23 protein-coding genes and 1 pseudogene are annotated in these 22940 nt (G+C 37.1%); 22 read left to right on the top strand and 2 right to left on the bottom strand.

What is annotated here, in order from left to right:
• Window positions 1-46: 46 nt before the first annotated feature.
• From cdaA to MHI32_RS27230, 8 genes and pseudogenes are all read left to right on the top strand, one after another.
• Entirely contained in the window at window positions 47-877 is an 831-nt protein-coding gene (gene cdaA, locus MHI32_RS27265) for a diadenylate cyclase CdaA (RefSeq protein WP_036681290.1), read from the top strand.
• The gene (locus MHI32_RS27260; RefSeq protein ID WP_081386458.1) at window positions 870-2330 is read left to right on the top strand and encodes a CdaR family protein; all 1461 of its coding nucleotides are present in this window, start codon (window positions 870-872) and stop codon (window positions 2328-2330) included. The genes cdaA and MHI32_RS27260 overlap by 8 nt, the downstream gene beginning before the upstream one ends.
• Window positions 2331-2418: 88 nt before the next feature.
• On the top strand, window positions 2419-3759 hold the full coding sequence (glmM, locus tag MHI32_RS27255; RefSeq protein ID WP_340011420.1) for a phosphoglucosamine mutase: 1341 nt from the start codon (window positions 2419-2421) through the stop codon (window positions 3757-3759).
• Window positions 3760-4399: 640 nt separating this feature from the next.
• Complete coding sequence (gene glmS, locus MHI32_RS27250; RefSeq protein WP_076309009.1) at window positions 4400-6232, top strand: glutamine--fructose-6-phosphate transaminase (isomerizing); 1833 nt, start codon at window positions 4400-4402, stop codon at window positions 6230-6232.
• Between the two features lie 524 nt (window positions 6233-6756).
• Complete coding sequence (locus MHI32_RS27245; RefSeq protein ID WP_076303161.1) at window positions 6757-7452, top strand: hypothetical protein; 696 nt, start codon at window positions 6757-6759, stop codon at window positions 7450-7452.
• Between the two features lie 249 nt (window positions 7453-7701).
• Window positions 7702-9189, top strand: coding sequence for a hypothetical protein (locus tag MHI32_RS27240; RefSeq protein ID WP_218642822.1), 1488 nt, complete (start codon window positions 7702-7704; stop codon window positions 9187-9189).
• Between the two features lie 1897 nt (window positions 9190-11086).
• Window positions 11087-11551 carry a hypothetical protein gene (locus tag MHI32_RS27235; RefSeq protein ID WP_076309008.1) on the top strand — a complete coding sequence of 155 codons (465 nt, stop codon included), beginning with the start codon at window positions 11087-11089 and terminating at the stop codon, window positions 11549-11551.
• Window positions 11552-11776: 225 nt separating this feature from the next.
• A pseudogene (locus MHI32_RS27230) lies at window positions 11777-11904 on the top strand (glutathione-dependent formaldehyde dehydrogenase); the annotation flags it as partial.
• A gap of 54 nt (window positions 11905-11958) precedes the next feature.
• On the opposite strand, the gene MHI32_RS27225 reads toward MHI32_RS27230, so the two are convergent.
• Window positions 11959-12633: a DUF4097 family beta strand repeat-containing protein gene (locus MHI32_RS27225; RefSeq protein ID WP_076309007.1), complete on the bottom strand. Its 675-nt coding sequence runs from the start codon at window positions 12631-12633 to the stop codon at window positions 11959-11961.
• A 230-nt stretch (window positions 12634-12863) separates the two neighbouring features.
• Here MHI32_RS27225 and MHI32_RS27220 point away from each other — a divergent pair, with 230 nt between their 5' ends.
• The 8 genes from MHI32_RS27220 to MHI32_RS27185 all read left to right on the top strand — a co-directional run bounded on the left by MHI32_RS27220 (window position 12864) and on the right by MHI32_RS27185 (window position 18343).
• The gene (locus MHI32_RS27220; protein WP_076309006.1) at window positions 12864-13658 is read left to right on the top strand and encodes a MerR family transcriptional regulator; all 795 of its coding nucleotides are present in this window, start codon (window positions 12864-12866) and stop codon (window positions 13656-13658) included.
• A 462-nt stretch (window positions 13659-14120) separates the two neighbouring features.
• Window positions 14121-14525 carry a GNAT family N-acetyltransferase gene (locus MHI32_RS27215; RefSeq protein ID WP_038573410.1) on the top strand — a complete coding sequence of 135 codons (405 nt, stop codon included), beginning with the start codon at window positions 14121-14123 and terminating at the stop codon, window positions 14523-14525.
• Between the two features lie 192 nt (window positions 14526-14717).
• Window positions 14718-15206 (top strand): DUF2199 domain-containing protein, encoded by a 489-nt coding sequence (locus tag MHI32_RS27210; protein WP_076309005.1) that lies wholly within the window; start codon window positions 14718-14720, stop codon window positions 15204-15206.
• 500 nt (window positions 15207-15706) lie between these two features.
• Window positions 15707-15925 carry a helix-turn-helix transcriptional regulator gene (locus tag MHI32_RS27205; RefSeq protein WP_036681352.1) on the top strand — a complete coding sequence of 73 codons (219 nt, stop codon included), beginning with the start codon at window positions 15707-15709 and terminating at the stop codon, window positions 15923-15925.
• A complete protein-coding gene (locus MHI32_RS27200; protein WP_076129794.1) occupies window positions 15909-16343 on the top strand; it encodes a hypothetical protein in 435 nt (144 codons plus the stop codon). The genes MHI32_RS27205 and MHI32_RS27200 overlap by 17 nt, the downstream gene beginning before the upstream one ends.
• Window positions 16344-16401: 58 nt before the next feature.
• The gene (locus tag MHI32_RS27195) at window positions 16402-16773 is read left to right on the top strand and encodes an iron chaperone (protein ID WP_076309004.1); all 372 of its coding nucleotides are present in this window, start codon (window positions 16402-16404) and stop codon (window positions 16771-16773) included.
• A gap of 187 nt (window positions 16774-16960) precedes the next feature.
• Window positions 16961-17155 (top strand): hypothetical protein, encoded by a 195-nt coding sequence (locus MHI32_RS27190; protein WP_179086848.1) that lies wholly within the window; start codon window positions 16961-16963, stop codon window positions 17153-17155.
• An 828-nt stretch (window positions 17156-17983) separates the two neighbouring features.
• Window positions 17984-18343: a hypothetical protein gene (locus MHI32_RS27185; RefSeq protein ID WP_076282697.1), complete on the top strand. Its 360-nt coding sequence runs from the start codon at window positions 17984-17986 to the stop codon at window positions 18341-18343.
• 72 nt (window positions 18344-18415) lie between these two features.
• Here MHI32_RS27185 and MHI32_RS27180 read toward each other — a convergent pair whose 3' ends face one another.
• A complete protein-coding gene (locus MHI32_RS27180; protein WP_076220913.1) occupies window positions 18416-18919 on the bottom strand; it encodes a hypothetical protein in 504 nt (167 codons plus the stop codon).
• 472 nt (window positions 18920-19391) lie between these two features.
• Between MHI32_RS27180 and MHI32_RS27175 the strand changes: the two genes are divergently transcribed.
• The 6 genes from MHI32_RS27175 (at window position 19392) to MHI32_RS27150 (ending at window position 22923) form a co-directional block, all read left to right on the top strand.
• Window positions 19392-19757 (top strand): hypothetical protein, encoded by a 366-nt coding sequence (locus tag MHI32_RS27175; protein ID WP_076277820.1) that lies wholly within the window; start codon window positions 19392-19394, stop codon window positions 19755-19757.
• Between the two features lie 13 nt (window positions 19758-19770).
• Window positions 19771-19959 carry a hypothetical protein gene (locus tag MHI32_RS27170; RefSeq protein WP_076219833.1) on the top strand — a complete coding sequence of 63 codons (189 nt, stop codon included), beginning with the start codon at window positions 19771-19773 and terminating at the stop codon, window positions 19957-19959.
• 457 nt (window positions 19960-20416) lie between these two features.
• Window positions 20417-20938 carry an AAA family ATPase gene (locus tag MHI32_RS27165; protein ID WP_076186542.1) on the top strand — a complete coding sequence of 174 codons (522 nt, stop codon included), beginning with the start codon at window positions 20417-20419 and terminating at the stop codon, window positions 20936-20938.
• 24 nt (window positions 20939-20962) lie between these two features.
• Entirely contained in the window at window positions 20963-21826 is an 864-nt protein-coding gene (locus MHI32_RS27160; RefSeq protein ID WP_339188593.1) for a hypothetical protein, read from the top strand.
• Window positions 21827-21867: 41 nt separating this feature from the next.
• Entirely contained in the window at window positions 21868-22368 is a 501-nt protein-coding gene (locus MHI32_RS27155; RefSeq protein WP_339188590.1) for a hypothetical protein, read from the top strand.
• A 30-nt stretch (window positions 22369-22398) separates the two neighbouring features.
• Window positions 22399-22923 (top strand): hypothetical protein, encoded by a 525-nt coding sequence (locus MHI32_RS27150; protein ID WP_076308999.1) that lies wholly within the window; start codon window positions 22399-22401, stop codon window positions 22921-22923.
• Window positions 22924-22940 lie beyond the last annotated feature (17 nt).

Raw genomic sequence — 22940 nt, 5'->3', positions numbered from 1 at the left:
ATTTTACATAAACCCAGCTAATTTGAAATGACGGGGGTTTTAGGCAATGAGTTATTTTACTGAGCTAACATGGAAAGATTCCATTAAAGATATAATTGATATCCTAATCGTCAGTTACATTATTTATAAAGTGCTTAATATGGTACGCGGGACGCGGGCGATTCAGCTTTTAAAAGGGATACTGGTTCTGGTCTTGATTTGGGCGGTAAGCACAATCTTGGACTTGTATACACTTAAATGGCTAATGAATCAAATGTTTACTTTCGGGGTCTTAGCTGTCTTTATCATTTTTCAGCCGGAACTACGAAGGGGACTGGAGCAGCTTGGACGGGGCAGATTTTTCGGACGGGCTGGAGAAAGTGACGAAGAGATCAGTAAGTTAATCGGCGAAGTGATTAAAGCCGTGAATTATTTATCTCGCAGAAAAATAGGGGCGTTAATCGTTTTTGAGCGGGAGACGGGGCTAAACGAATATACAGAGTCAGGTATACCCATGCGTTCCCTGGTAAGCTCCGAATTGCTTATTAACATCTTTATTCCCAATACACCTCTGCATGACGGAGCCCTTATTATGCAGGGAAATCAGATTGCTGCGGCTGCTTGTTACTTGCCTTTGTCCGAGAATCCTTTTATCAGCAAAGAACTGGGAACCCGGCATCGGGCTGCTATAGGAATAAGTGAGGTTGCAGACTCGGTGTCTGTCATTGTCTCGGAGGAGACAGGGCAGATTTCCCTTGCCATCAATGGCCAGATCGTTAGAGACATTAAGGAAGAATCCATGATATCGAAGCTCCATCAAGAGCTTAGTGTAAGTTCATCGCTGAAGGAGAAGGGTTCAACTTTCTGGAAACGGAAGGGGGACAAGAATCATGGATAAGTGGATGAACAATAACAATTTCAATAAGATTCTAGCCCTTGTGTTTGGGATCATTTTGTTTACGATGGTTCATGTCGATACTGCGCCTTCTGGACAGACAACAGTGGATATTAAAACAAAAACTATTGAGAATGTGAAGATTGAAGTGACCGGCCTTGACGAGGACAAATATGTCCTTGAACCCTTGGCTGTCGATAGTGTCAGTCTGGAGGTAGCGGGTAAAAATTCCGATATCTCCTTTCAGTTCTCGGATGACTATAAAGTGATGCTTGATCTGAGTAAGGTTGAACCTGGGGACACCACGTTGCCACTTTACTATAAACTACCCAAAGGTGTATCTCTGGTAAGAATGAATCCTAAAGAGGTTACTGTACATGTAGAACCGCGAAACACGAAGTCTTTTCCCATAACATTGGTTACAAAGGGAAAACCTGCAGCGGGTTATCAAATAGGCACGCCTGTCTTGCAGCCTACAGATACTGTAAAAGTGACACTTGCGGATAATGAACTAAGCAAGGTAGCCAAGATACAAGGGACTATTGAGCTTAACGGTGAGAACGAAACCTTTGTAGAAAAAAAGCTGAAGCTACACGCTTATGATAATAATGGAAATGAAATTAAAAATGCTGTAATTGAGCCTTCTACTGTATCTGTGGAATTGCCGATTACCTTACCTTTTAAGAGTGTGCCGCTGGAGATTGGCTTTACTGGGCAACTTCCAGATTCACTCGTATTATCCAAAGTGACCCCTGAGCAGGAAACGGTCGTAGTGTATGGACAAGCAGAGGCTTTAAAAGCTTTATCTGCTTATGAAGCTACAGTCGACCTTAGTGCAATAGATTCTGCGGGGACGAAACAAGTAAAGGTGGATCTGAAGGCACCGGCTGGAACGGAGAAAGTTATGCCAGAAGCTGTGAATGTTTCATTAACCATCTCAGAAATTGCTGAGCGGACGATTGAGGCGGTACCCATCAAGCTCCAAGGCGTGGGGGATGATTTGGAAGGAAGTATTGTTAATCCTTCAAGCAAGGAAATTGCGCTTACCTTAAAGGGTGCACCTGCTTTACTTGATCAACTTGATAAGAAAAATATAGGGGTTGTGGCTGATGTTAGCGGACTTTCAGCTGGAACTCACGAGGTTTCTTTGCGGGTATCATTACCCAAGTTCATCGCACTAGCCAATGCAGGGGTGCCACTTACTGTGACCGTGCAGCTGCTATCGCCTGCAGCACCAGTCCCTACGCCTCATCCAGATACGGGGGGTGTGACTACTCCTGAGCCGAGTTCTGAACCTGTTATAGGCGATGTGGAACCTACGGAGAAGCCCACGCATAGTGGAGAGGCTGGTGGAGCAACACCAACGCCTGTCCCGACGGATAGCAATCCGGAGAATAACGGCACAGCTAACACAAGTACGAATTCCGAGAATCCTGTAGGTACAGGCGGGACGTAATCTTTTGAGCCCAGAGGTACACCAAAATAGTATGCAATTCATATGATAGTACATTAAGCTAACGTAGCGTATTCAAAGGAGAAAAATAATGGGGAAGTATTTTGGAACTGACGGTGTGCGGGGAGTAGCAAACCGTGAATTGACTGCAGAAATGGCTTATAGTATTGGCCGTTGTGGAGGATATGTACTAGCGGGTAACTTGGATAAACCGAAGGTTGTTATCGGAATGGATACACGTATTTCCGGTCCTTTATTGGAATCCGCGCTGATAGCGGGCTTATTGTCTATTGGAGCCGATGTAATCCGTATAGGCGTAGTGAGTACCCCTGCTGTTGCTTATATTACGAGATTGTTAAAAGCAGACGCAGGCGTCATGATTTCAGCTTCTCACAATCCTGTAGAGGATAACGGCATTAAGTTCTTTGGTGGGGATGGCTTCAAGCTTACAGATGAAACTGAACTGCGCATTGAAGAGCTTATGGATGCTGAGGTAGATGAATTGCCACGTCCTATCGGTTCGGGTTTAGGTATGGTTACCGTAGATAATGATGCTAAGTATCTTTATCTGGAGTATTTGAAAACTACCATTTCTCAGGACTTTAAGGGAATCAAGGTTGTACTGGACTGTGCGCATGGCGCAGCGTATGAGCTTGCTCCAAGACTGTTCAGAGAGCTTGGCGCTGAGGTTATTTCTATCGGGGCTGAGCCGGATGGATTGAATATTAATGATGGATTTGGTTCGACACATCCAGAGACTTTGCGTGAAGAAGTCTTGCGTCAAGGAGCCGATTTGGGACTTGCTTTTGACGGAGATGCTGACCGCCTGATCGCTATTGATAATAACGGTGATGAAGTCGATGGTGACTTTATCCTTTGTATTTGTGGTGATGCCATGAACCGTGCAGGTAAGCTGAAGGATAGCACGATTGTATCAACCGTTATGAGTAACATCGGATTCTATAAAGCTACTGAGAAATTATCCCTGAATACTGCTAAGACAGCTGTAGGGGATCGTTATGTTATGGAAGAAATGCGTCGTGGGGGCTTTAATCTAGGCGGAGAACAGTCTGGACATGTTATTTTCCTGGATTACAATACAACTGGTGATGGTATTCTTACAGCTATTCAGCTGGTAGACACGCTTAAGGCTACAGGCAAACAGCTTAGCGAAGTTAAGAGTATGATGACTAAATACCCGCAGGTGCTGGTTAATGTTCGTGTACAGGATAAGACTAACTACCCTAATAACCCGGCTATAGAAGCGGCTATCGCAGAAGTAGAAGGCAAACTAGGCGACAATGGCCGTGTGCTTGTACGTCCGTCAGGTACGGAATCTCTAATCCGCGTTATGGCAGAGGGACCGGATAAGGCAGATTTAGATCTTTATGTGAATCAAATTGTGGAAGTAGTTCAACGCGAATTGGTATAATCCATTACCTTAACTATAAGGCTGGTGCAGTGAGCGAGAGCGATTCGGACTCGTTGCACCAGTGTTATTTTATTTTAGGATTGGATCGTTTGAACTGGTTTTGTAAAATTTAGGTTGGTGCGCCATTGCCAAAGTACTACAAGGTGCATATAATAGATTAAGTGTCATTCTAGAAGGAAAGCGGGGATTGTGAGGTTAGCAATAGCAAGCGCCAGAGCTTGGTCTAGCGCGGGGGAGAAGGGAAAGTTGCTTACTTGTTATGTAGGCTATGGCTTGAACGGATCACGGCAGACGTAAGCTGACGAGGTGGAGGTGTTCGAAATGTTCGGCGGGGACCTCCCGGTGATGCACCAGAGCCGTAAATGGATACGGAAAATGAAAGGGCGACCTTTCACACAACGTTTTCATGGGTGCAACAAATTATATTATTCATGTGTGCGCGCATCAGAAGGAAACACGTTATTTCTGCCACGGCAGAGGAGAAGGCTGTGCATTTCATGAACATTAGAATGTAAGTGACAGTTTATTTTGTTGATCCTAAAATACAACAGAATATTTGCTTTTTCTCAAAAACATGCCGCACGGCACGTTTCTTTCCTTATGCCGCCACATTACGATAACTCGGACGGGGGAAATTATAATGTGTGGTATTGTAGGATATATTGGTAATCAGAATTCGCAGGGGATCTTGGTTGAGGGTTTGAAGAAATTGGAATATCGTGGATATGATTCCGCTGGTATTGCTGTATTCACCCAAGAAGGACTGCAAGTAGTGAAAGCTCAAGGCCGTTTGGCGAATCTGCAGTCGAAGCTCGAAGACAGCCCGCTGGCAGGTAGCGCAGGTATCGGACACACACGCTGGGCGACTCACGGTAAACCATCCGATGAGAATTCACATCCACATACGGATAACAGCATGAAGTTCTCGGTAGTTCACAACGGTATTGTCGAAAACTATCTGGATCTGAAAGAAGAGCTGATCGCTGGCGGATGCCACTTTGTCTCTGAAACCGATACAGAAGTTATTTCACATCTGATTGCTCGCGAATATGACGGAGATATCGTGAAGGCTGTACAAAAAGCGATTACGTTCATGCGCGGTGCGTTTGCATTAGGCGTCCTGACTGAATATGAACCAGATAAACTGGTGGCTGTGCGTCAAGCTAGCCCGCTCATTATCGGTCTTGGCGAAGGAGAAAACTTTATCGGGTCAGATATTCCGGCACTGCTTGAATATACCCGTAACGTATATATTTTGAACGACGGCGAAATGGCTGTGCTGACAAGAGATGCTGTCGAATTGATGACGATTGAAGGCAATTTTATTTCTCGGGAAATGATTACTGTCGATTGGGATGCAGTTACCGCAGAAAAAGGCGGCTACGAGCATTTCATGCTGAAAGAAATACACGAGCAACCTAAGGCTTACCGCGACACCATGCGTGGTCGTATCAATGCCGAAGGTAACAAGGTTGTATTGCCTGAACTGAACATGACTGAAGAACAAATCAAGAACATTCGTAACATTCAAGTCGTTGCTTGCGGAACGGCATACAACGCTGGTGTGGTAGGACGTACTATGATCGAATCTTTGGTTCGTATTCCGGTTGAGAATGATATCGCTTCGGAATATCGTTACCGTTCACCAATCGTGACTCCAGAAACTTTGGTTATCGTAGTCAGCCAATCCGGTGAGACTGCAGATACTTTGGCAGCTCTGCGTGAAGCACAAGCTAACGGGGCACATGTATTGGCGATCACTAACGTTGTGGGCAGTTCTATCGCTCGCGAAGCAAATGATGTGTTTGTAACCTTGGCAGGTCCAGAAATTGCAGTAGCTTCGACCAAAGCTTACACTTCACAATTGATCGCATTTGGATTGTTTGCTCTTTACTTGGCTGAAGTTCGTGGTACACAAACCGAAGCACAAGTTACTAAGATTCTTGCAGCTATGCAATCTCTACCAGAGCAAGTAGAAGAGATCCTAGCTCAAAAAGAAGCGATCAAAGGTTATGCTGAACAAATTTCTGAGCACAAAAACTTGTTCTTCATCGGCCGTGGCGTAGACTACGCTGTTGCTCAAGAAGGATCCTTGAAGCTGAAAGAAATTTCTTATATTCACTCCGAAGCTTATGCTGCAGGTGAATTGAAACACGGTACATTGGCTCTGATCGAAGAAGGCGTTCCAGTTATTGCCCTGGCAACTCAGGAAGCTGTACTTGAGAAGACCGTCAGCAACATCAAAGAAGTGAAAGCTCGGGGCGCAGATGTGCTGGCAATCACGCACCAAGAGCATTTAACTGACCTGCTTAGATCAGTTGATCAAGTGTTCGTGATTCCTAAAACACTTCCAATGCTGACAGCAGCTTTGTCCGTAGTGCCTCTGCAATTATTGTCCTATTATGCTTCTCTTGCGCTGGGTCATGATGTGGATAAACCACGTAACTTGGCGAAGAGTGTTACTGTGGAGTAGGTTTGGTGATGTAAAAGTACAGTTGTTTGTCTGGTGACATTAAAGTTGGTGAACAGACATTAATGAAAGTGTTCAGACAATAATGTCAGTACCTTTACAAAATAGTTGGTCTTAGAAGTTGAATAGGCCCATTAAATATCATAAAAAAGTCCCGATGATGTCTTACATCATCGGGCTTTTTTATGATAGGTTAATTAATGAAACTTTATCCTATTTCAAAATTCACTTATGTATAAACCGTCAAATGAAAATAAAGTTCTATGTTGAAGCAGCAAACAAAGTTGTAGACTGAGAAAATAAAGTATTGGACTGACGACACTTCATTAAGCTAACGGGCAGGATAGTTCAATCACTTCGCGAATAATTTAATTGTAGAATATTCACGAAATTCGTAAATAATACGTTATGCGGGGAACCTCGGAATACCTGTGAAAATTAATTAGGGGTCTAACTGTTCGTATAATTATTAGTTCTTTGAAATACGCTGAACATAAATACACACAATAAATTTGGAGTTGAAAATTATGTCAGAAATTAATGTTGCTTATACAAATGAATATCAGGAGCATAAGAAAAAGTTCGAATATATTTTTAATAAAAAGTTTATGTCCAAAGATATCAATGAAAGACTGTTGCCGGATGGGAAGCATATACTTAAGACATATTATTACTATGATGATAGCCACCAAGTATCAGAATACAATGTAAGAGCTTCAAAAACTGACGTGTTGGACCTAAGGGGAAATATAATAACAGAGTTAAAGAATATAGACTACCATGTTGATTTTTTTTCAATGGTTGAACATTCCAACGGTAAGAATTATCTGTTGTTTTCGACTGAGCTATATGGCTATAGTGTTTTAGATTTGTCTGATTTAAGTACACATCATTTCATCCCAGCCGAGAGTTTTAAGGAACATAAAGAAACATTTATTTGGACGAGTGTTTTATACTGTGCTCAAAATAATATTCTGGCAGTTGATGGATGCTATTGGGCTTGCCCTTCAAGTACATTCTTTTTCGACTTTTCCCAACCGACAAAAATTCCACTTAAAGAAATATATAATTCCTATGATATGGACGGCGAGGTAAATATAGATACCGATGTAATACCTTTACGTTGGAATAATGATGGAACGATAGTCTTAAAATGTTGTATGGATGAAGAAGGCGTGAAAGAAGTTGAAAAAACAATAGATGTATTATCACGCAAAAAATAAGCAGTTCATGTTTTATTTTGATAGTAACCAGGAAACAAAATATGCGTGAAACACGTGCAACTGATAGTAAAGTTTGGGGATTAATATCTGCAATAACCCACGCTAGTATGTAGCGTTGTGCTTGCAAATCCTGATAAGTTTTATGATGTCGCTTTAATTTTATTCAAAACAATAGAATTCTTTCATTTGGACACTTTCAGGTGCACAAATGAATTTCAAGCAAAATCGCTATATTCAATAGGATATGGAATGGATAAAATTAAAGATATTTTATACACAGATGAAAGATTGAAAACTTGCGAGGATAAACATAGAAACTCAAATTTAGAATCACTGTTTTTAAATTATCAGCTTTTTGGCGTAAAAGGTTTTACAGAGGAACAAAATACTGAATTCATCAAAAAATTGTATGGGATAATTGACCAACACAAATCAAACACCTTAGCAAGTAAATCTTACGGAATTTTGATGGCAAGAATGGACAGACGAAATTTAGAACCAAAAGTATCACAACATGACGACGACCATTTACAAATAGAATTTAGTCCCATAGAGCTTTCTGATGAACTTAAAAAGGAAAGTGAAGAAGCCTTAAATCAATACCAAGATGTTTTTAAATATTCTTCGCTAAGAGTGTGGGCAGATTTTTTGGCTGGTGCAAGAAATCAAACTAAAACCACAAAACAAGAGGAATATGACAACAATCCTCTTTTAGCATTATCCGAGACAAAACAACTTGTTGAAGAATTGAAAGAGGGACGAGACGGAATGGGTATGTTTGAATATTCCATACCTGCGTTTTCGTGTTCTAAATTATTACGTGAGCACAGTGACAAACTATCAAAAGAAGATAAGGCTTTTTGCAAAGAAATAGTTCTTGCAACAATATCTAATCTTTTTGCAGATGATTACGGTTATCAAATAAGTGACGGAGTTGAAGCAGCTGTCCATGCAATTCCAGCATTAGTAATTGAAAATCCAGAAGAAACAGAAGATTATGTTTCGATAATGGTTTTGGCACTTTTAGATGAAACACCAATTGGGCATTACAAGAGAATATGTGACTACGTTATTGAATCAATTCACAAATCAAATTTATGGGAACGGGATTCAAAAGTTGCACAATCAATTTTGTTTGGTTATATAAAATTCAAACCTATTTATAAAAATATCATTGCTGAAATAAGGAAAGAAAAAGGTTGGGGACAAATTTCTAAAAGTTCAATTTTTGAAAGGTTAGGCAAGATAGATGACGATTTCACTTTTGAAAATATATCATTTGATATAAATGATATTGCCTCACTTGATATTCATGACTTGGAAATAGTTCTTCAATTAATTCCTTCGGAGACGAAAGATAAAATACACTTAGACATTTATACGAAATCGTTGCCTTCATTAGCTTCACAGTTATTAAAAGACAGAAGAAGTTACAAAGATGATTCGGGGGACAACTCTAACATATACTTGTTACGCAATCATATTTTCAAAAAATTTGCTTATTTCATTTTACAAAGAGAAAAAAGTGAAATTGATGTGTTTCTAAAACCATTTGTTGATTCGTTTTCTTCAACAGAAGAAACGGCTTCAATTATTGAAGAATTAGTATTGGCGGAAGATAACCTAAACCGTCATGAACAATTTTGGCATATTTGGGATAACCTGTATCCTAAAATAAAAGAACTATGTTCAAATCCACGTGGCTATCATTTAACAGAAATCATAATAAATTACTAATTCGCATGGCGTTGGTGGCGTGAAGGAATTGAAGAGTGGCATAGCTTAAAGAAGGAAAATTTGACTCTCTATACTAGCGCTTCTAAAGAAATTGGAAATATTCCATCTGTATTGTATTCTATTGTCAAAATTTCGAATTCAATCGGAAGCAATTTTAAAGATGAAGGTATTGAGTGGCTTCATACAATTGTATCGAATAACAAGTTTTTAAACCTTGATGATTTAGAATCAAATACCTTATACTATTTGGAAATGTTTTTGAGAAAATATATTTTCATTAATAGACAAAAAATTAAAGAAGAAATAAGATTGAAAAACAAGATTATTCCGATTCTTGATTTCATGATTGAACGAGGTTCTATACATGGATATTTATTAAGAGAAAGTATCTTATGATGTAAAAAGGAAACACCTACTGCCAACAAGAGTTTGCAATATTTCAAAACATTATGCAACCACGGAAAAGTAAAATTGGTAGTTGCAAATAAGTATTAGGAACCAACTCTAATGTAAAAATCAGACACAAACTTTAATGTCATCAAGTATTTTATGTGTTTTTCTTAGACACCAACTATATTGTGAAATTAATTAGAGGTAAAATAAGAAAATCACTTAATTTTACTGGTTTTTTCAGACACCAACTATAATGTCACTGAACATTGACTAATTACATTAATGTGTCGTTCTGAACATTAAAGTATTGTTTTGAGTAACAAAATTGCAATAAAGTTGTGTTTTGAAAAGCTTAAGAAAAAAATGAGTGTGGAACAGCAACACTGACATCTAGAGCCGTCCTGAAAATACAGGGCGGCTTTATCTTTTTTTTATATGGGGGAAGATGATCTCACAAGGCCGACTTAGTGAAATTGAGCAGGGAAAGACTAAACCCTCTGCCGAAACTCTAAAAGAATTAAGGAAAGAAATTAATGTTGATTTAAACTGGTTATTCGACGAGGATATTTAATTTTGTTAATATGTTGATGGTGTGCTACCCGCGTACGTTCTTTAATAGGTAATTGGAAATGGAATATAATGAGGAGGACGCAGCCCAAGCGAAGGCGCGGGAGCGTTCTTTTTATTAAACTAACGGGAGGATATCCCTCAATTCAATGTTTTAAGTACGGCAGCATAACGAAATAGTAGTTCATTAGCGTTCGAACCAAAACAGTGAGATACAGACAACTGAAGCACGGATGAGTCGGAACGAAACTATCATACGGACGAAGATCCTGTCGGGCAGCATATCTGACCTCCACCTCATGGACAGGTTGAATGAAGGAATGTGAGAGCGTGGACTGTGAGACTTGGGAGGGTTGACCTCCATGAGGAATGTGGAGATACATAAGTGCAACCATACTTTTCCTAGGTAACCACTTTCTTCAGACTGTGGTTAAGGAGATGTTCTTTTGCGCTTTTCCTCGTCCCAACATTTTCTTCGATTTCAACTTGATTCCACCATGAAGTCGTCTGCACTGAACGAATAAAATCAGAAACCTAAGATATTACGAGCATTCAAGAGAAAAGTGATTCCTCATAGAGGGAGAATAGTTTAACAAAGGACAGGATACCGAAGCACCTGCTCTTCAATAATTTCACCATACTTCGGCTACTCTTTGTAAGTGGATTGATCTGTGTCCATGTAGACTACACATTAAAAGACTTATTAGAACATAATATTACATAGAGGAGAATTGGAGATTATTGCGTAAGGAAATTAATATTATAGTAAACTGATGTTCACATGCACTTTAAAAGGTAGTATAATAAAATAAGGAAAATAATACATTTTTTAGTTTGATCTTTTCCTTTACGGACCTTATCCATTCGTTCAACATTTAAGTGAATATAATGTTTTGAAGTAGGAAATAATTTATTGGTATAGAAAGGGCGGGATAATATGTTTAAAAAAATATATTTAATAGCCTTTGCAGTGACTATTATTTCAGGAGTGGCATTAATATCAAATTCAAAAGCAGACACCTATCCAGAAATGGAAACCGTAAATAAGGCAGTTGAAAATCCTGTTAACACTAATTTTTCAACAAATAACGTAAAATCCGTAGAATCAGTAAAAAACGTAGAATCCGTAGAATCAAAAATCGCAAAAGGGTATTATAGTCAACTATATACACCTCATGGCATGTTCTTGCGAGCAGATAAACAAAGTATCTTTAAGGAATCGGAGATAGCAAGAAATTTAGATCAAATCGGGCCTAATACGAATCAACTAATTTTTGAAGGCGAGTTTTTTTTAAAAGTAGATGAATCAACATTTCTTAAATCGTATCCCAATTCGTTGATCTTAAATGAAACCTTAAATGAAACAGATGAAAACCCGATTAGACTGACGATGCTTCATTAAGCTAACTGGCAGGATAGTTTGAATATCCAATATACGGTATTATATTAATTATATCGATAGTAGTACTTTTTATATGCATCGGATACATTGAGTTCCAAAGGATGGTTCAAAACAGTCAAACAAAATCATGAAGGTATAAGCCGCTGTAATGCGGCTTATACCTTATTTTGATGGAATTCACTATCAAGCTTATATATTTTGGCCTTCGGGTACATCATAAGATAATCGATTTACGGGTCGGATCAACAACTTTATCAAGGTGATTTTCCATTACAAGACGGATATTTTATCGGTTATAGGCCGGTGGAATAGTCGAAGAGGTAGGACCAGAAGTTTCAAAAGTGAAACAGGGGTTATCCCTTTCAATATTGTATCTGACTTCATACGAGCTAATATTTAACTACTGGCTACTCAGAAAATTGTAAGGTAATATCGCCGTTATTTGTATAAGCAGATAATTTTTTTGAACCATTCTCTTTATTGGCAGGCAAATTGCTATCTCCTTTCTTTACCTTGCTTAAGATCGCGAAATCATCATATGGCCCTAGAATAGAACCGCTAATATTTCCGTTTTTTGTTTCAAGGGTTATAGCCGTCCCTACATTCAATTTGTCCAGTTGGATATTTCCGTTATTTATGTTTACTTCCACTGTCCCTAAAAACGCGATTGTTGGTAATACAATATTTTCATTTGATGTTTTTAATGTCAAATTTTTTAAAGTTGCATCAGGTATCCATACCTGAATAGTTCTGGTTACTTGCGAGTCTTTTCCTCCGATATAGTCGTTCCATTCCTTATTACTGTCACTTACCATTGACAGTTCTTTATCGTCAGATAGATCAATCTTGTAAAAATCTTTCTCACTTTCATAGTAAACAATATGAATTTGTTCATCTTTAGATTGGAGAATAGTTATTTTTTTGTCCTTTGCATCAATTGTTAAGGTATCAATCTTTTGGGCAGGGATGATGTAATTTTTTTTCTCCATGGAAGTGGAGTGGGAGGAGCATCCTGCCAATGCTATCAATAGTGTCACCAATATGCCTATAGTAGTTAGTAATTTTTTTGCAGTACTTTTCATTATAAAATGCTCCTTCGTTAAATCATTTTTCTTTTTAATATAGCCAGTCCTACGAATACCAAACCTAAGCTGCTCTGCAAAAAAATTGCGATATGCAACAAAGTATTAGAGTTGAACATAATCATCTTGAAAAAGTAATAAATCCATTTTTGTATTTCGTTGCGTTTATCAGTCGCATATGTTTTAATCATCATAAACTTTTGTGTTACAAAAAGGTCAAGAGGGTAGATATGAACAACTATTTTACAATTAAGCAAGCAGCAGAAATCGTAGAGACGACCAGTGAGACCTTGCGGCACTATGATCGTATTGGATTAGTCAAGCCATGCCATAAAGATGAATTGTCGGGATATCGATACTATTCCGAGCAGGAGCTCGTAAAGCTGCAAACCATTGAACTGCTCAAAGCAATGGATCTTACTTTAATGGATATTAAAGATATATTGCAGCAGAATGATCTCTCTAAAGTAATTGAATTTCTAAAACAGGCAGAAAAAAGAGCAGACGATAAAATTGCTCGTCTGCAGTATGCAAAATCGAAAATTAAACGTGCCTATCTACATTATGAAAATAAGTTCCACAACGGTTATAGTCAAAGTGAAAATTACTTTGTCAGAAACATAGAGGAAAGGGTAATTATGCTTTCGAATAAAATGGAAAGCCCCACACTTAAGAATTTATGGGACTATCACAGACATTTCTATCAACAAATTGAGACTTCTGTGCATTCACAATTTCTGTTTGAAGATATGGCGGGAATGTTCACGACTGAAGGAATAACACGGTTATTTGCTGTTTGCTTGAAATATCCGTCTTTAGAGGGGTTAACTGTGCTACCAGAAGGGGACTATCTGTGTGCAAACTGTACCGAAGAGAATAAGAATGCTGTATTACAAAATTTACTTGAAAGGGCAAAGACGGAATACGATGTGTGTCCAGATTTTGTTCTTCATAACATTATTGTGACTGGAATATTGCAGTGGGATTATCAGATACAACTGTTCATTAAAAAACGCACATGTTAGATTAAATACAAAGGAAAGGGTTTAGGAAAAGAAAATTGTTTGATTAAAAGTCGCTAATTTAGCGGCTTTTTTTGATTAAGGAAGCACGTTTCTTGCCCCAGGCTGAGGACAAGAATGTTATACTTCGCCGATTAGCTAAATATTTAACTATAGTTCAATGTTATCTATTTAGCTAACTGGCAGATTAACGCTATAAGTCTTAGGAATAGTATGCTTAAGTGAAAAAAGTATTCTCATGAATTCTCTAATGTGAATAAATACAAATTCCACTGCAGTTAATCCATTTTCTATACATATTTTTATAGTATATTGAGGTAAATAAAGTGATTATTCACTTTGATAAATCCGAAATTGCTTTGTCGGTATTATTTTATGGCTTCGTAAGGATTGCAAAACCATCGAAATATGGGAGTTTAAAACAGATGTGTGCCGTAGTTAGTTTTATGAAAGGAAGGTGTAGGGGTGAGTATTTATTACGCTTCAAGCAAAGAGGATATCACTAAGGATGCACTCCAAGAGTTATTTCTTTCGGTAGAATGGGAGTCTGGCAAGTATCCAAACGAGCTTTTACAAGCAATCGGAGGGTCTCATTCAATTGTTACCGCTTGGGAAGGAGGAAAGCTTGTCGGTTTAATAAATGCTTTGTCAGATGGTGTTTTAACGGTATATTTTCATTATATGCTTATTAATCCGAGTTATCAGAGTATAGGTATAGGTAAGGAAATGATGAATATAATGCTTGATAGATATAAAGGGTGTAAAACAAAGGTATTAATTTCTTATCCGCATGCAGTGGATTTTTATAATAAGTTTGGCTTTAATACAGAGGATGGAGCTACACCAATGTTTATCTCAGAGTTGATATGATTAAAATAACGGATCACGATAGTTTAATCGCAACAAGAAGGCAGCCGATCCGAGGATCAGCTGCCGTTTTTATTGAAGTAAAGGGGCAGGATAACTCAGTAATTTCGCGAATACTCAAAAGATGGAATTATCACAAAGTTCCCGAATAAGACGTTATAAGAAATCGGCGAGAAACTATAAGGAGCAGAAAACATGAAATGCCCTCACTGTAACAACGAATTAAGTGAACTTCCTTTATGTTACGGAAGTGAAGCACCATATTATTTTTACACTGTACCAGAAGAGAAAAGAACAGAATTAATTAGAGATTTTTGTGTAATTGATGAACAGCATTTCTTTATTAGAGGCCATATTGAAATACCAATAATCGATAGCAAAGAGAAATTTATATGGAGTGTGTGGGTTTCTCTTAGTGAAGAAAACTTTCTGAAGTCTAATGAATTATTGCACGTAGAAGGAAGGGAGACGGAAGAACCTTATTTTGGTTGGTTATCGACTGAACTTTCAATATATCCAATAACTACATTATCGTTAAAGACAATGGTGCATACACAAGAGGTTGGTGCTGTTCCGTTAATAGAATTAGAACAAACGAATCATCCACTTGCAGTTGAACAAAGAGAAGGAATTACAATGGAGAGAGTTAAAGAAATTGCTCATTTAATAAACCATAGTAAGTAAGAGAAAAATTTGAATCTATAGTCGAAGAAGCTGCCGACAGCTTATTAAATCATATCTACGCCAACAGACACCCCTGCAAGGCTAAACTCGGTGCGTAATGTCGTTTAAGCTAACAGGAGACTTTTGTTCAATGAAACAGAGACAGTCTTAATATTTTATTTTCTGCTGACAATGACACTTTTTTATCCAAAAGGCAAACTTTCGGAGGGTATATTCTTGAGGCAGACTAAGCTAACTGAAGTGTTTTTTTATAAGTTGTCGCCCGTGAAACACTCAACGTCACCCGTACTCCTATTAGGGAGTTAACGAGTGGCGTTTTTTCATGCCCGATTCTACAGATGTAGTATCAACAAGGCGTGCCCTAAATCATTACACCTATAAAGATCACGGGTTAAATTGCAATCAACTTCAGCTGATGGAAAGTTAGCTTTACATGTATAATCCAATATGTTATTCTTACGGAAAGTTAACTTTCCATAATTGCTTCAGGAGGTAAGATATTGAAAAACAGGCTTGAAGAGATTAGAAAAGAAAAGGGCATTAAACAAGAAGAACTAGCGGATAAATTGGAAGTATCCAGGCAAACGATTGGTTCACTTGAAAATGGCCGGTATAACCCATCCATCATTCTTGCATTTAAGATTGCGCGATTTTTTGAAATGAGTATTGAAGATATTTTCATTTACGAGGAGGAGCTGGGTAATGAAAACGGCAAGTAAATGGGTGCTCTTAACAATTGCAGGTGCTATTATGGTTTATATGGGTGGATTTATTTTAACTGACGAGAAGCTAAAAGGAATTTCCGGTTTGCTCATTGGTGTGGGTTCAGTCCTTGCAGTGCTTGGAGTAGGAAATATGGTGTATTCGTTATGGCTTAATAAGCCCCAGAACAAAATAAAGAATGATGAGAAAGTTAGAATGAGTAAAATTGAGGCTAATGATGAACGGAAAATAAGAATAAGAGAAAAAGCGGGTTGGAAAACTAATATTGTTAACTTTTACATCCTAATGGCTCTAACTGTTGTATTTAGTTTAATGGGAGTAGATCAAACTGTAGTCACTGTGTTATGTGGTGTTTTTGTTTTTCAAATCTCCTTAGGAATTTTCCTGTTTAATTATTATGCTAAGAGAATGTAATTGGAATGACGTAACATCAATTAGACCATTCGAAAATATTTTATTAGGAGAGAATGACATGGAAGTATTTTCAGAATATTTAGCGCAAATTGATAACCCGCAACATCGGGAAAGAATGGAAGAAGTTTTGGCTTGGGTAGCTGGAAAATTTACTGATTTAAAGCCAAAAGTTGCGTGGAATCAGCCTATGTTTACCGATCACGAGACTTTTATTATTGGTTTTAGTGTATCCAAACATCATTTGGCGGTTGCCCCTGAAATTGCAGGAATTAATCGTTTTTCTGATGAAATAGTGCAGGCAGGTTATGATCACACCAAGCAGTTGTTACGCATCCGGTGGGAAAGTCCCGTTGATTTCTCATTACTTAAAAAAATGATCGAGTTTAATATTTTGGATAAGGCAGACTGTTCAACTTTTTGGCGGAAATAAAATGTATTATTTAGCGTTCATTTTAAGCAAATTTATATGTGGAAGCACCGGAGGACAAGTCACTTTTAATATGTGATTTGTCTTTTTTATTTGAATTCTCAGCACGAAATATTCAATATTTTGGAAGGTGGACGGAATGTTGGAAGCGAATTTATACACGTTAGTTCAACCTGCTGAATGATGAAAAATGGAAGTGAGACAAATGGCTGCTTCCATTCAAAGAGTCTTTTTTAATAAATATGACACAGTCGGACAAGAGGGAATATTGTTGATGGAAGATCTGACCCCGACACATAACAATTTAGCGGACTGGGAAGTGCCTATTGATTCTGATAAATTATATCCAGATATCAAAATACAACATGCATCCATGGTAATCTAAATGTTGTCAATTTATTATATCCGATGTTCAGCAGTTCAAGGCCGTGCATCATTGATCTTGAAGCAGTGAAGGTTGGGCTTTGTACTGAGGATATCGTTATGTTATTTATCCACGATTTGTTTCACGGCAGTGAGGAGACTACACGTATTTTTGATCTGTATTTTCATTCAATTAACAATAAAATCAGGAGCGCATACACGTACACACAATTTGTGGAGGACGTTAGATTATCGATTATGGAAGGAATCTTTTTTCCAATAAAGTTATTTGTCCATGATGGAATTAAGGATGAGGAGCTTATATGGAAGTCGATAAATGTTTATAAGGATTTAGTTAGGTTTGATTGAAAGACCACTAACAAGTTGTAAGTCAACAAGCCATTATTTAGTTACATTGTATAAGCTGAAGTGGAATAATTGGGATATAACTGTATTAGGTATTGAGATAAGAAGTATTATATACAACAAAAAGTACGTACTTCAAAAAATTCGCTAAAATTCTCGTTTGTACATTCTGCAGCTGTTGTTAGAATGCCATGAACAGTGGCTTAAATGAACTCTACATTTCTACTTTTGTCGCCATTCGTTAACTGGCGTGTATTCCCAGGTTGATTCAGCTGATAACTTCATCACGCTCAATCGTAATCTCATATTAAATTAATGCTGGTGTTTTCTATCGATGATAAAGTGATTCATTTATTTATAAGGAATTTAAGATTAGGAAGTATTCTAAATGTGTTTGTTTGAATTATTATGGGTACTAAACTATAATTTAGAGGTCTAGGAATCTTTCGACAATCGCGGACTCTTGATCAATAGGAGGTGTAATATGAAATTCTTTAGAGATTCTTCAAAGTGGATAAGTATTATTGGCCTAATTCTAGTGTGGATTAGTGTGTCATATATTTTTGGATTTATTACTTATATATCGTTATTCGTTTTACTTTTACTTATCCAAGTAATTCTCATTTCTTCTTCTAATATTCAAATTAAAAAGAATCAGAGACGTGTAATCGTTATAGGTGGACTAGTAGTGTTAATTGGTATTGTAAGTTTTATCATCGCCTTTTTTATTGAAGTACCTATTTGGTATAAGATATTTCTATTAATTGCTCAAGGAGCGTTTGCTTATGCGGAAATTAAAATGTTAATTGAAGCAAGAACATCAAAAAATAGACTGACTAAATAATAGTAATCTGCAAATAAAAATGAGAGGCGATCCCCAATTTGGGTCGCCTCTCATTTTTATATATCAATGTACTTACGCTACTGCTGTATATTCTGTAGTTGTGTAATACGTCCAGTAGGACATGGTTGGATTTACAATAAGTTTTTGCCAAGTAGTAACTGTAACTTTAATTCTAGTGAAATTTTTATAGTCATTTAAGAGGGTATTAAGAATTTCTTTCAACTGATTAGCGGGTGTATAGCTATCAACCTGTTGAATAAGTTGACCAACTGTAATTAGTGTTGCTGCGGCAACAAGAGCACCTGCAATAAAGGGTGGAAGCTTAGCTTTTATAGCGTTAGTAGCTAGCCCGATTCCTACTGAAGTAACAGCGAGACCGAGACCGGTATAACTACTCCCAACGTGAGAGTTAATCATATCTACAAGCTGGGTCTTAGAAATATAATTGGTTTCCGTAGCACGAACTTCCGGACTTCCAACACCTGCCATTACTTGCTGATTTCTTGCTTCTGCCCGTTCTATATTTAGTAATTCTTCCAGCGATGATTCTTTGATAAATTGATTGTTTTCGTTCATTTTAACTCCTCCAAAAAGTTTATTGAAAGAATGGGGGATGTAAGTTCACAAGAAGAATCCCCTTCTTCTAGGAACAAACATTCTTTTCAAAGATTAATATATCATATAGCGTAACGTAACGCAATATTTAATTAATAAAAATATCCAATTATGAAAAAACAGACTTTTCATTCATGAGGAAACTTTTCTTTACTAAGGTTTAAGAACATAAAAATAAAGTGTATTGTCACGATACGTTATATCTTTTTATAATATTTTTTTGTGTTACTATAAATATTATTAAATCCTATCTCTATAAATATTTCTGATTAGGAAGGCTTATCTCACTTAATTATCAAAATTCCAAAAATCATTGTAATGATTTGATGAGTATTAATTAAATTTTAAAGGATATAACAAATGAAAAAGTGAAGAATATGGTAGGACGTAACAAATCGCTATATAATGATCAAAATAAATAAGGAGGTTAACCATGAAATATACCATAAATCTATTTGGTTATAACGTTGATTGTCAATTAACCGTGGGAAATGAAGGATTGCATATTAACATTCTTGAAGATGATCAGCGGGCTTTGAAGCAATATCTAATTCGAGTGTTGCCTAAGTATGGGAGAGAGGTTTCTAGCGCTTCTTCATTACAAACACTGCTGGAGCTTGCCTTAGATGCGGAAAAAACGCTAGAGGGCCGTATGGCCGAGCCTAAATTAAAGCTACCTTATGAGTTTCAACCCGAAATCAAGGAAAAACTAATCGAGGCTGCTTCCTTGCAAGAAATGTCTGCTACTCAACTATTGATTCGTATTATTGAAAAAAAATATCAAGAAATTATTGGATAGGAGAGATACAAAAATGGCCTATGGTAATAAGGTGAAATTTCATTATGATGTACCAGCTTACATTAAACAACAGTTGGCAGAAGCGGCTAAACAGATGGGAATGACAGCAACAGAACTACTATCAAGATCAATAGAAGAAGAGTATGAACGTATTAAGAAAGAAAAAAATTCATCGTCTACAAATTCGATAGTTGGGAAATAAACTGGCCAAAAGTCACTATCTGTTCTAAAGGCATACTTTGATAGGTGTAATCAATTCCGATTCTATCACAGAAAAAAAAGTGTCCTATTTTATAGGATTCTTTTAGACTACTCTCAATTAAATAAATGTAGATATTTGGAGTCGTATCTTCAATCTTACAAGAAAATTCAGATGTTGAGCTTGCATTCATAATTCTTATGATATGCTCGTGAACATGCGCAGGAATTAGTGGTTCAAGGAAAGTAAACGGGAACTGTTGACGTAAGTTCTCATAAATTAGCATAAGATACTAAACCCCTTTCTAGTTTATTATATGTAATCATAACCAGTTTGTTCATTATAACAAACATACGTTCGTATGTTAAGGGAGCAAATAGCTAATATTTTAGAAAATGAATCCCGACAACATATATCAAATACTTAGCAGATTCATTAATGCTGAAGGAAGTGGCCCTCGTTGTTTTTTCTTCAGATGTCTGGATACCCCGGATCAGGGAAGTCTTCATTAGCCAGAGTAATAGCGCAGCATACTTCTGCTGTTATTCTTGATCACGACATTGTAAAGTCTTCTCTTATGGAATCACTTGGAGCAAACATTGGGTTCAAGGAAGTTGGAAAAATTTCGTATGACATTGAATGGGCTTTGATAGATTTCCACTTATCTCAAGGTCATAATGTTATACTCGATAGCCCTTGTTTATACTCTGAAATGATAGAGAGAGGATTGAATCTGACCCGGAAATATAATGTGGAATATAAATATGTAGAATGTCTATTAAATGACTATGATGAGCTCAATAATAGACTGCGAAATAGAAAAAGAATGATTAGCCAGATTGAAAGAGTGCCTTCTGAAGAGACATTGCTAAAAACTATTGAAAATGCTAAAAAGCCATCTAATGTCAGAATACATATTGTTAATACAAAGGAACCGATTGAATCCTATATTAAAAGTGTCATTGAATACTTAAATACTTAGCCTAAATTTTGAGGAGGGGAACAGATGGATTTTGAGAAAGCAGCCCATTTCATTTGGACACATGGCAGATTATTAGAAAGAAGGGTTTTTGAATATATTTTCCACGGTGGATCAATGAGCAATGTTATGACTTCACTAACAGCCTACCAAAACGAAGATGGTGGGTTTGGAAATGCAATAGAGCCGGATTTACGGGTACCCGGTAGTCAGCCACTTTTCATGGAATTTGCACTACGTTTTTTATATGACTGTAACATAAAAGACGAAGAACTTTCTCAAAAAGCATGTGATTATATTTCAAAGCATGCTGATTTAAAAAAAGGGATTCCAACAATATTTCCTTCATCAGCAAACTATCCAAGAGCAGAACATTGGAGTAACCCTCTTTCTACAGAGCCATCATTTAGCAGACTTACTGGTCTTGTCGGGCTTCTTAAGTGGCAAGGGATAGAACATTCCTGGCTTGATAAAGCGACAGAAATTTGTTTGGAAGATATTCACGCACAAGCATATGACGATGCGCATACAATTTTGACTGCATTTTATTTATTGGAAAGCCTACCTCAATCGGATTATATCAAAGGATTATTTCAAAAATTATCTAAGGAGCTTATTACTGCCAACTTCTTTTGTATGGATGCCGCATCCCACAGTTATGGACTCTCTCCTCTAGAATTTTCGCCATCACCCACTTCTTACTGTAGCAGCATATTTTCTGATGAAACCATTCTTGATCACTTAAAAGTATTAGAACACCAACAGGAGGATGATGGAGGATGGCAGATAACATGGGAGCCTCCCGGTGAAACAGCGAGGTTGGAATGGAGAGCCTATAAGACGCTAAAGAGTTTGATGATACTAAATTCATACAATAAGATTAATCTATGAGACTATTAAGGAGATAATAAACACTCCAAGGAGAGGAACCTATGAACAAATTAAGGGCAATCATAGTTCCGTTATTCTTAATCTTTTTATTGGGATGTAGTAAGGAGCAAATTAGCGATAATTCAAAAAAAGAATATAGCAAAGCTGAACAATTTATTACCGATATGGGCTATCTGATCATTAGTAATGAAGGAATTGTTTCTGAATATTTATTAGATAAAAAACTGCTGACGGAAATGCCATACATACAATATTGGAGTGTTCAAAGTGTTGATCCAATCGATTATATAGGCAAGGAAATAACTACAAGTAAGTTCATCGTTAAAAACCACCCCTTAGATAATGAGAAGGATAATACAAAAAAACAAACCCTGATTTTTCTGCTAGAAGCAGACGATCAAGTGATAGGAGGCTATAGTTTTCCTGATTTCGATGAATTACATATGGGCTGGGTTTACACCATTGATGGAAAAACACTCGAAGAATTGACCGGAGAAGCTTTCCCGAAATGGTCTAAGGAGTGGAATTTAAGATATAAATAATGGCTGGGGAGTATTTATAAAGGAGCAGATATGAAAAAACTAATCCTAGTACTTGTAGCTGTGGTTATTATTTCGAATGCGATATGGAGTTATTTATATTTCAATAAAGAGGTCGAAACAAATTTAAACACTGGTGTTCAAGTATATACGCTTATGGGTACAGGGGATACATGGGATGTTTTAGATTACAAAATAATAATTTCATCTAGCAAAATTTTACGGGGACATGGGAAGTTAGTGTTCAAGGGAGACCCAAGCGCTTTAGTGAATAGTAGCTATTATAAGTATGAAGTTAATGAAAAAAACAATAATAATAAGGATGAAACAGTTCTTGTAAATGAAGCTAGGTCAACGGATGGACCCGTTTCAATATTAAGTAACACTGATATCGGGTCTATAACTGGTCCATATTTATATGACGAATTAAATAAAAATAGACAAAATTATGAAAACACCACTTTATCTATTACATGGAATGATAATGAAGGGGAGCTTCATTCCGAAACAATAAGTTTAGATATTGAGAGTGAAATTTCTCTTAAGGATGATCTTTAAGAGTGATAAATCCAAGA

The organism is Paenibacillus sp. FSL H7-0690, assembly GCF_037980415.1.
Classification (GTDB): domain Bacteria; phylum Bacillota; class Bacilli; order Paenibacillales; family Paenibacillaceae; genus Paenibacillus_AQ; species Paenibacillus_AQ odorifer.
This window is presented reverse-complemented; position numbering and strand designations above follow the sequence as displayed.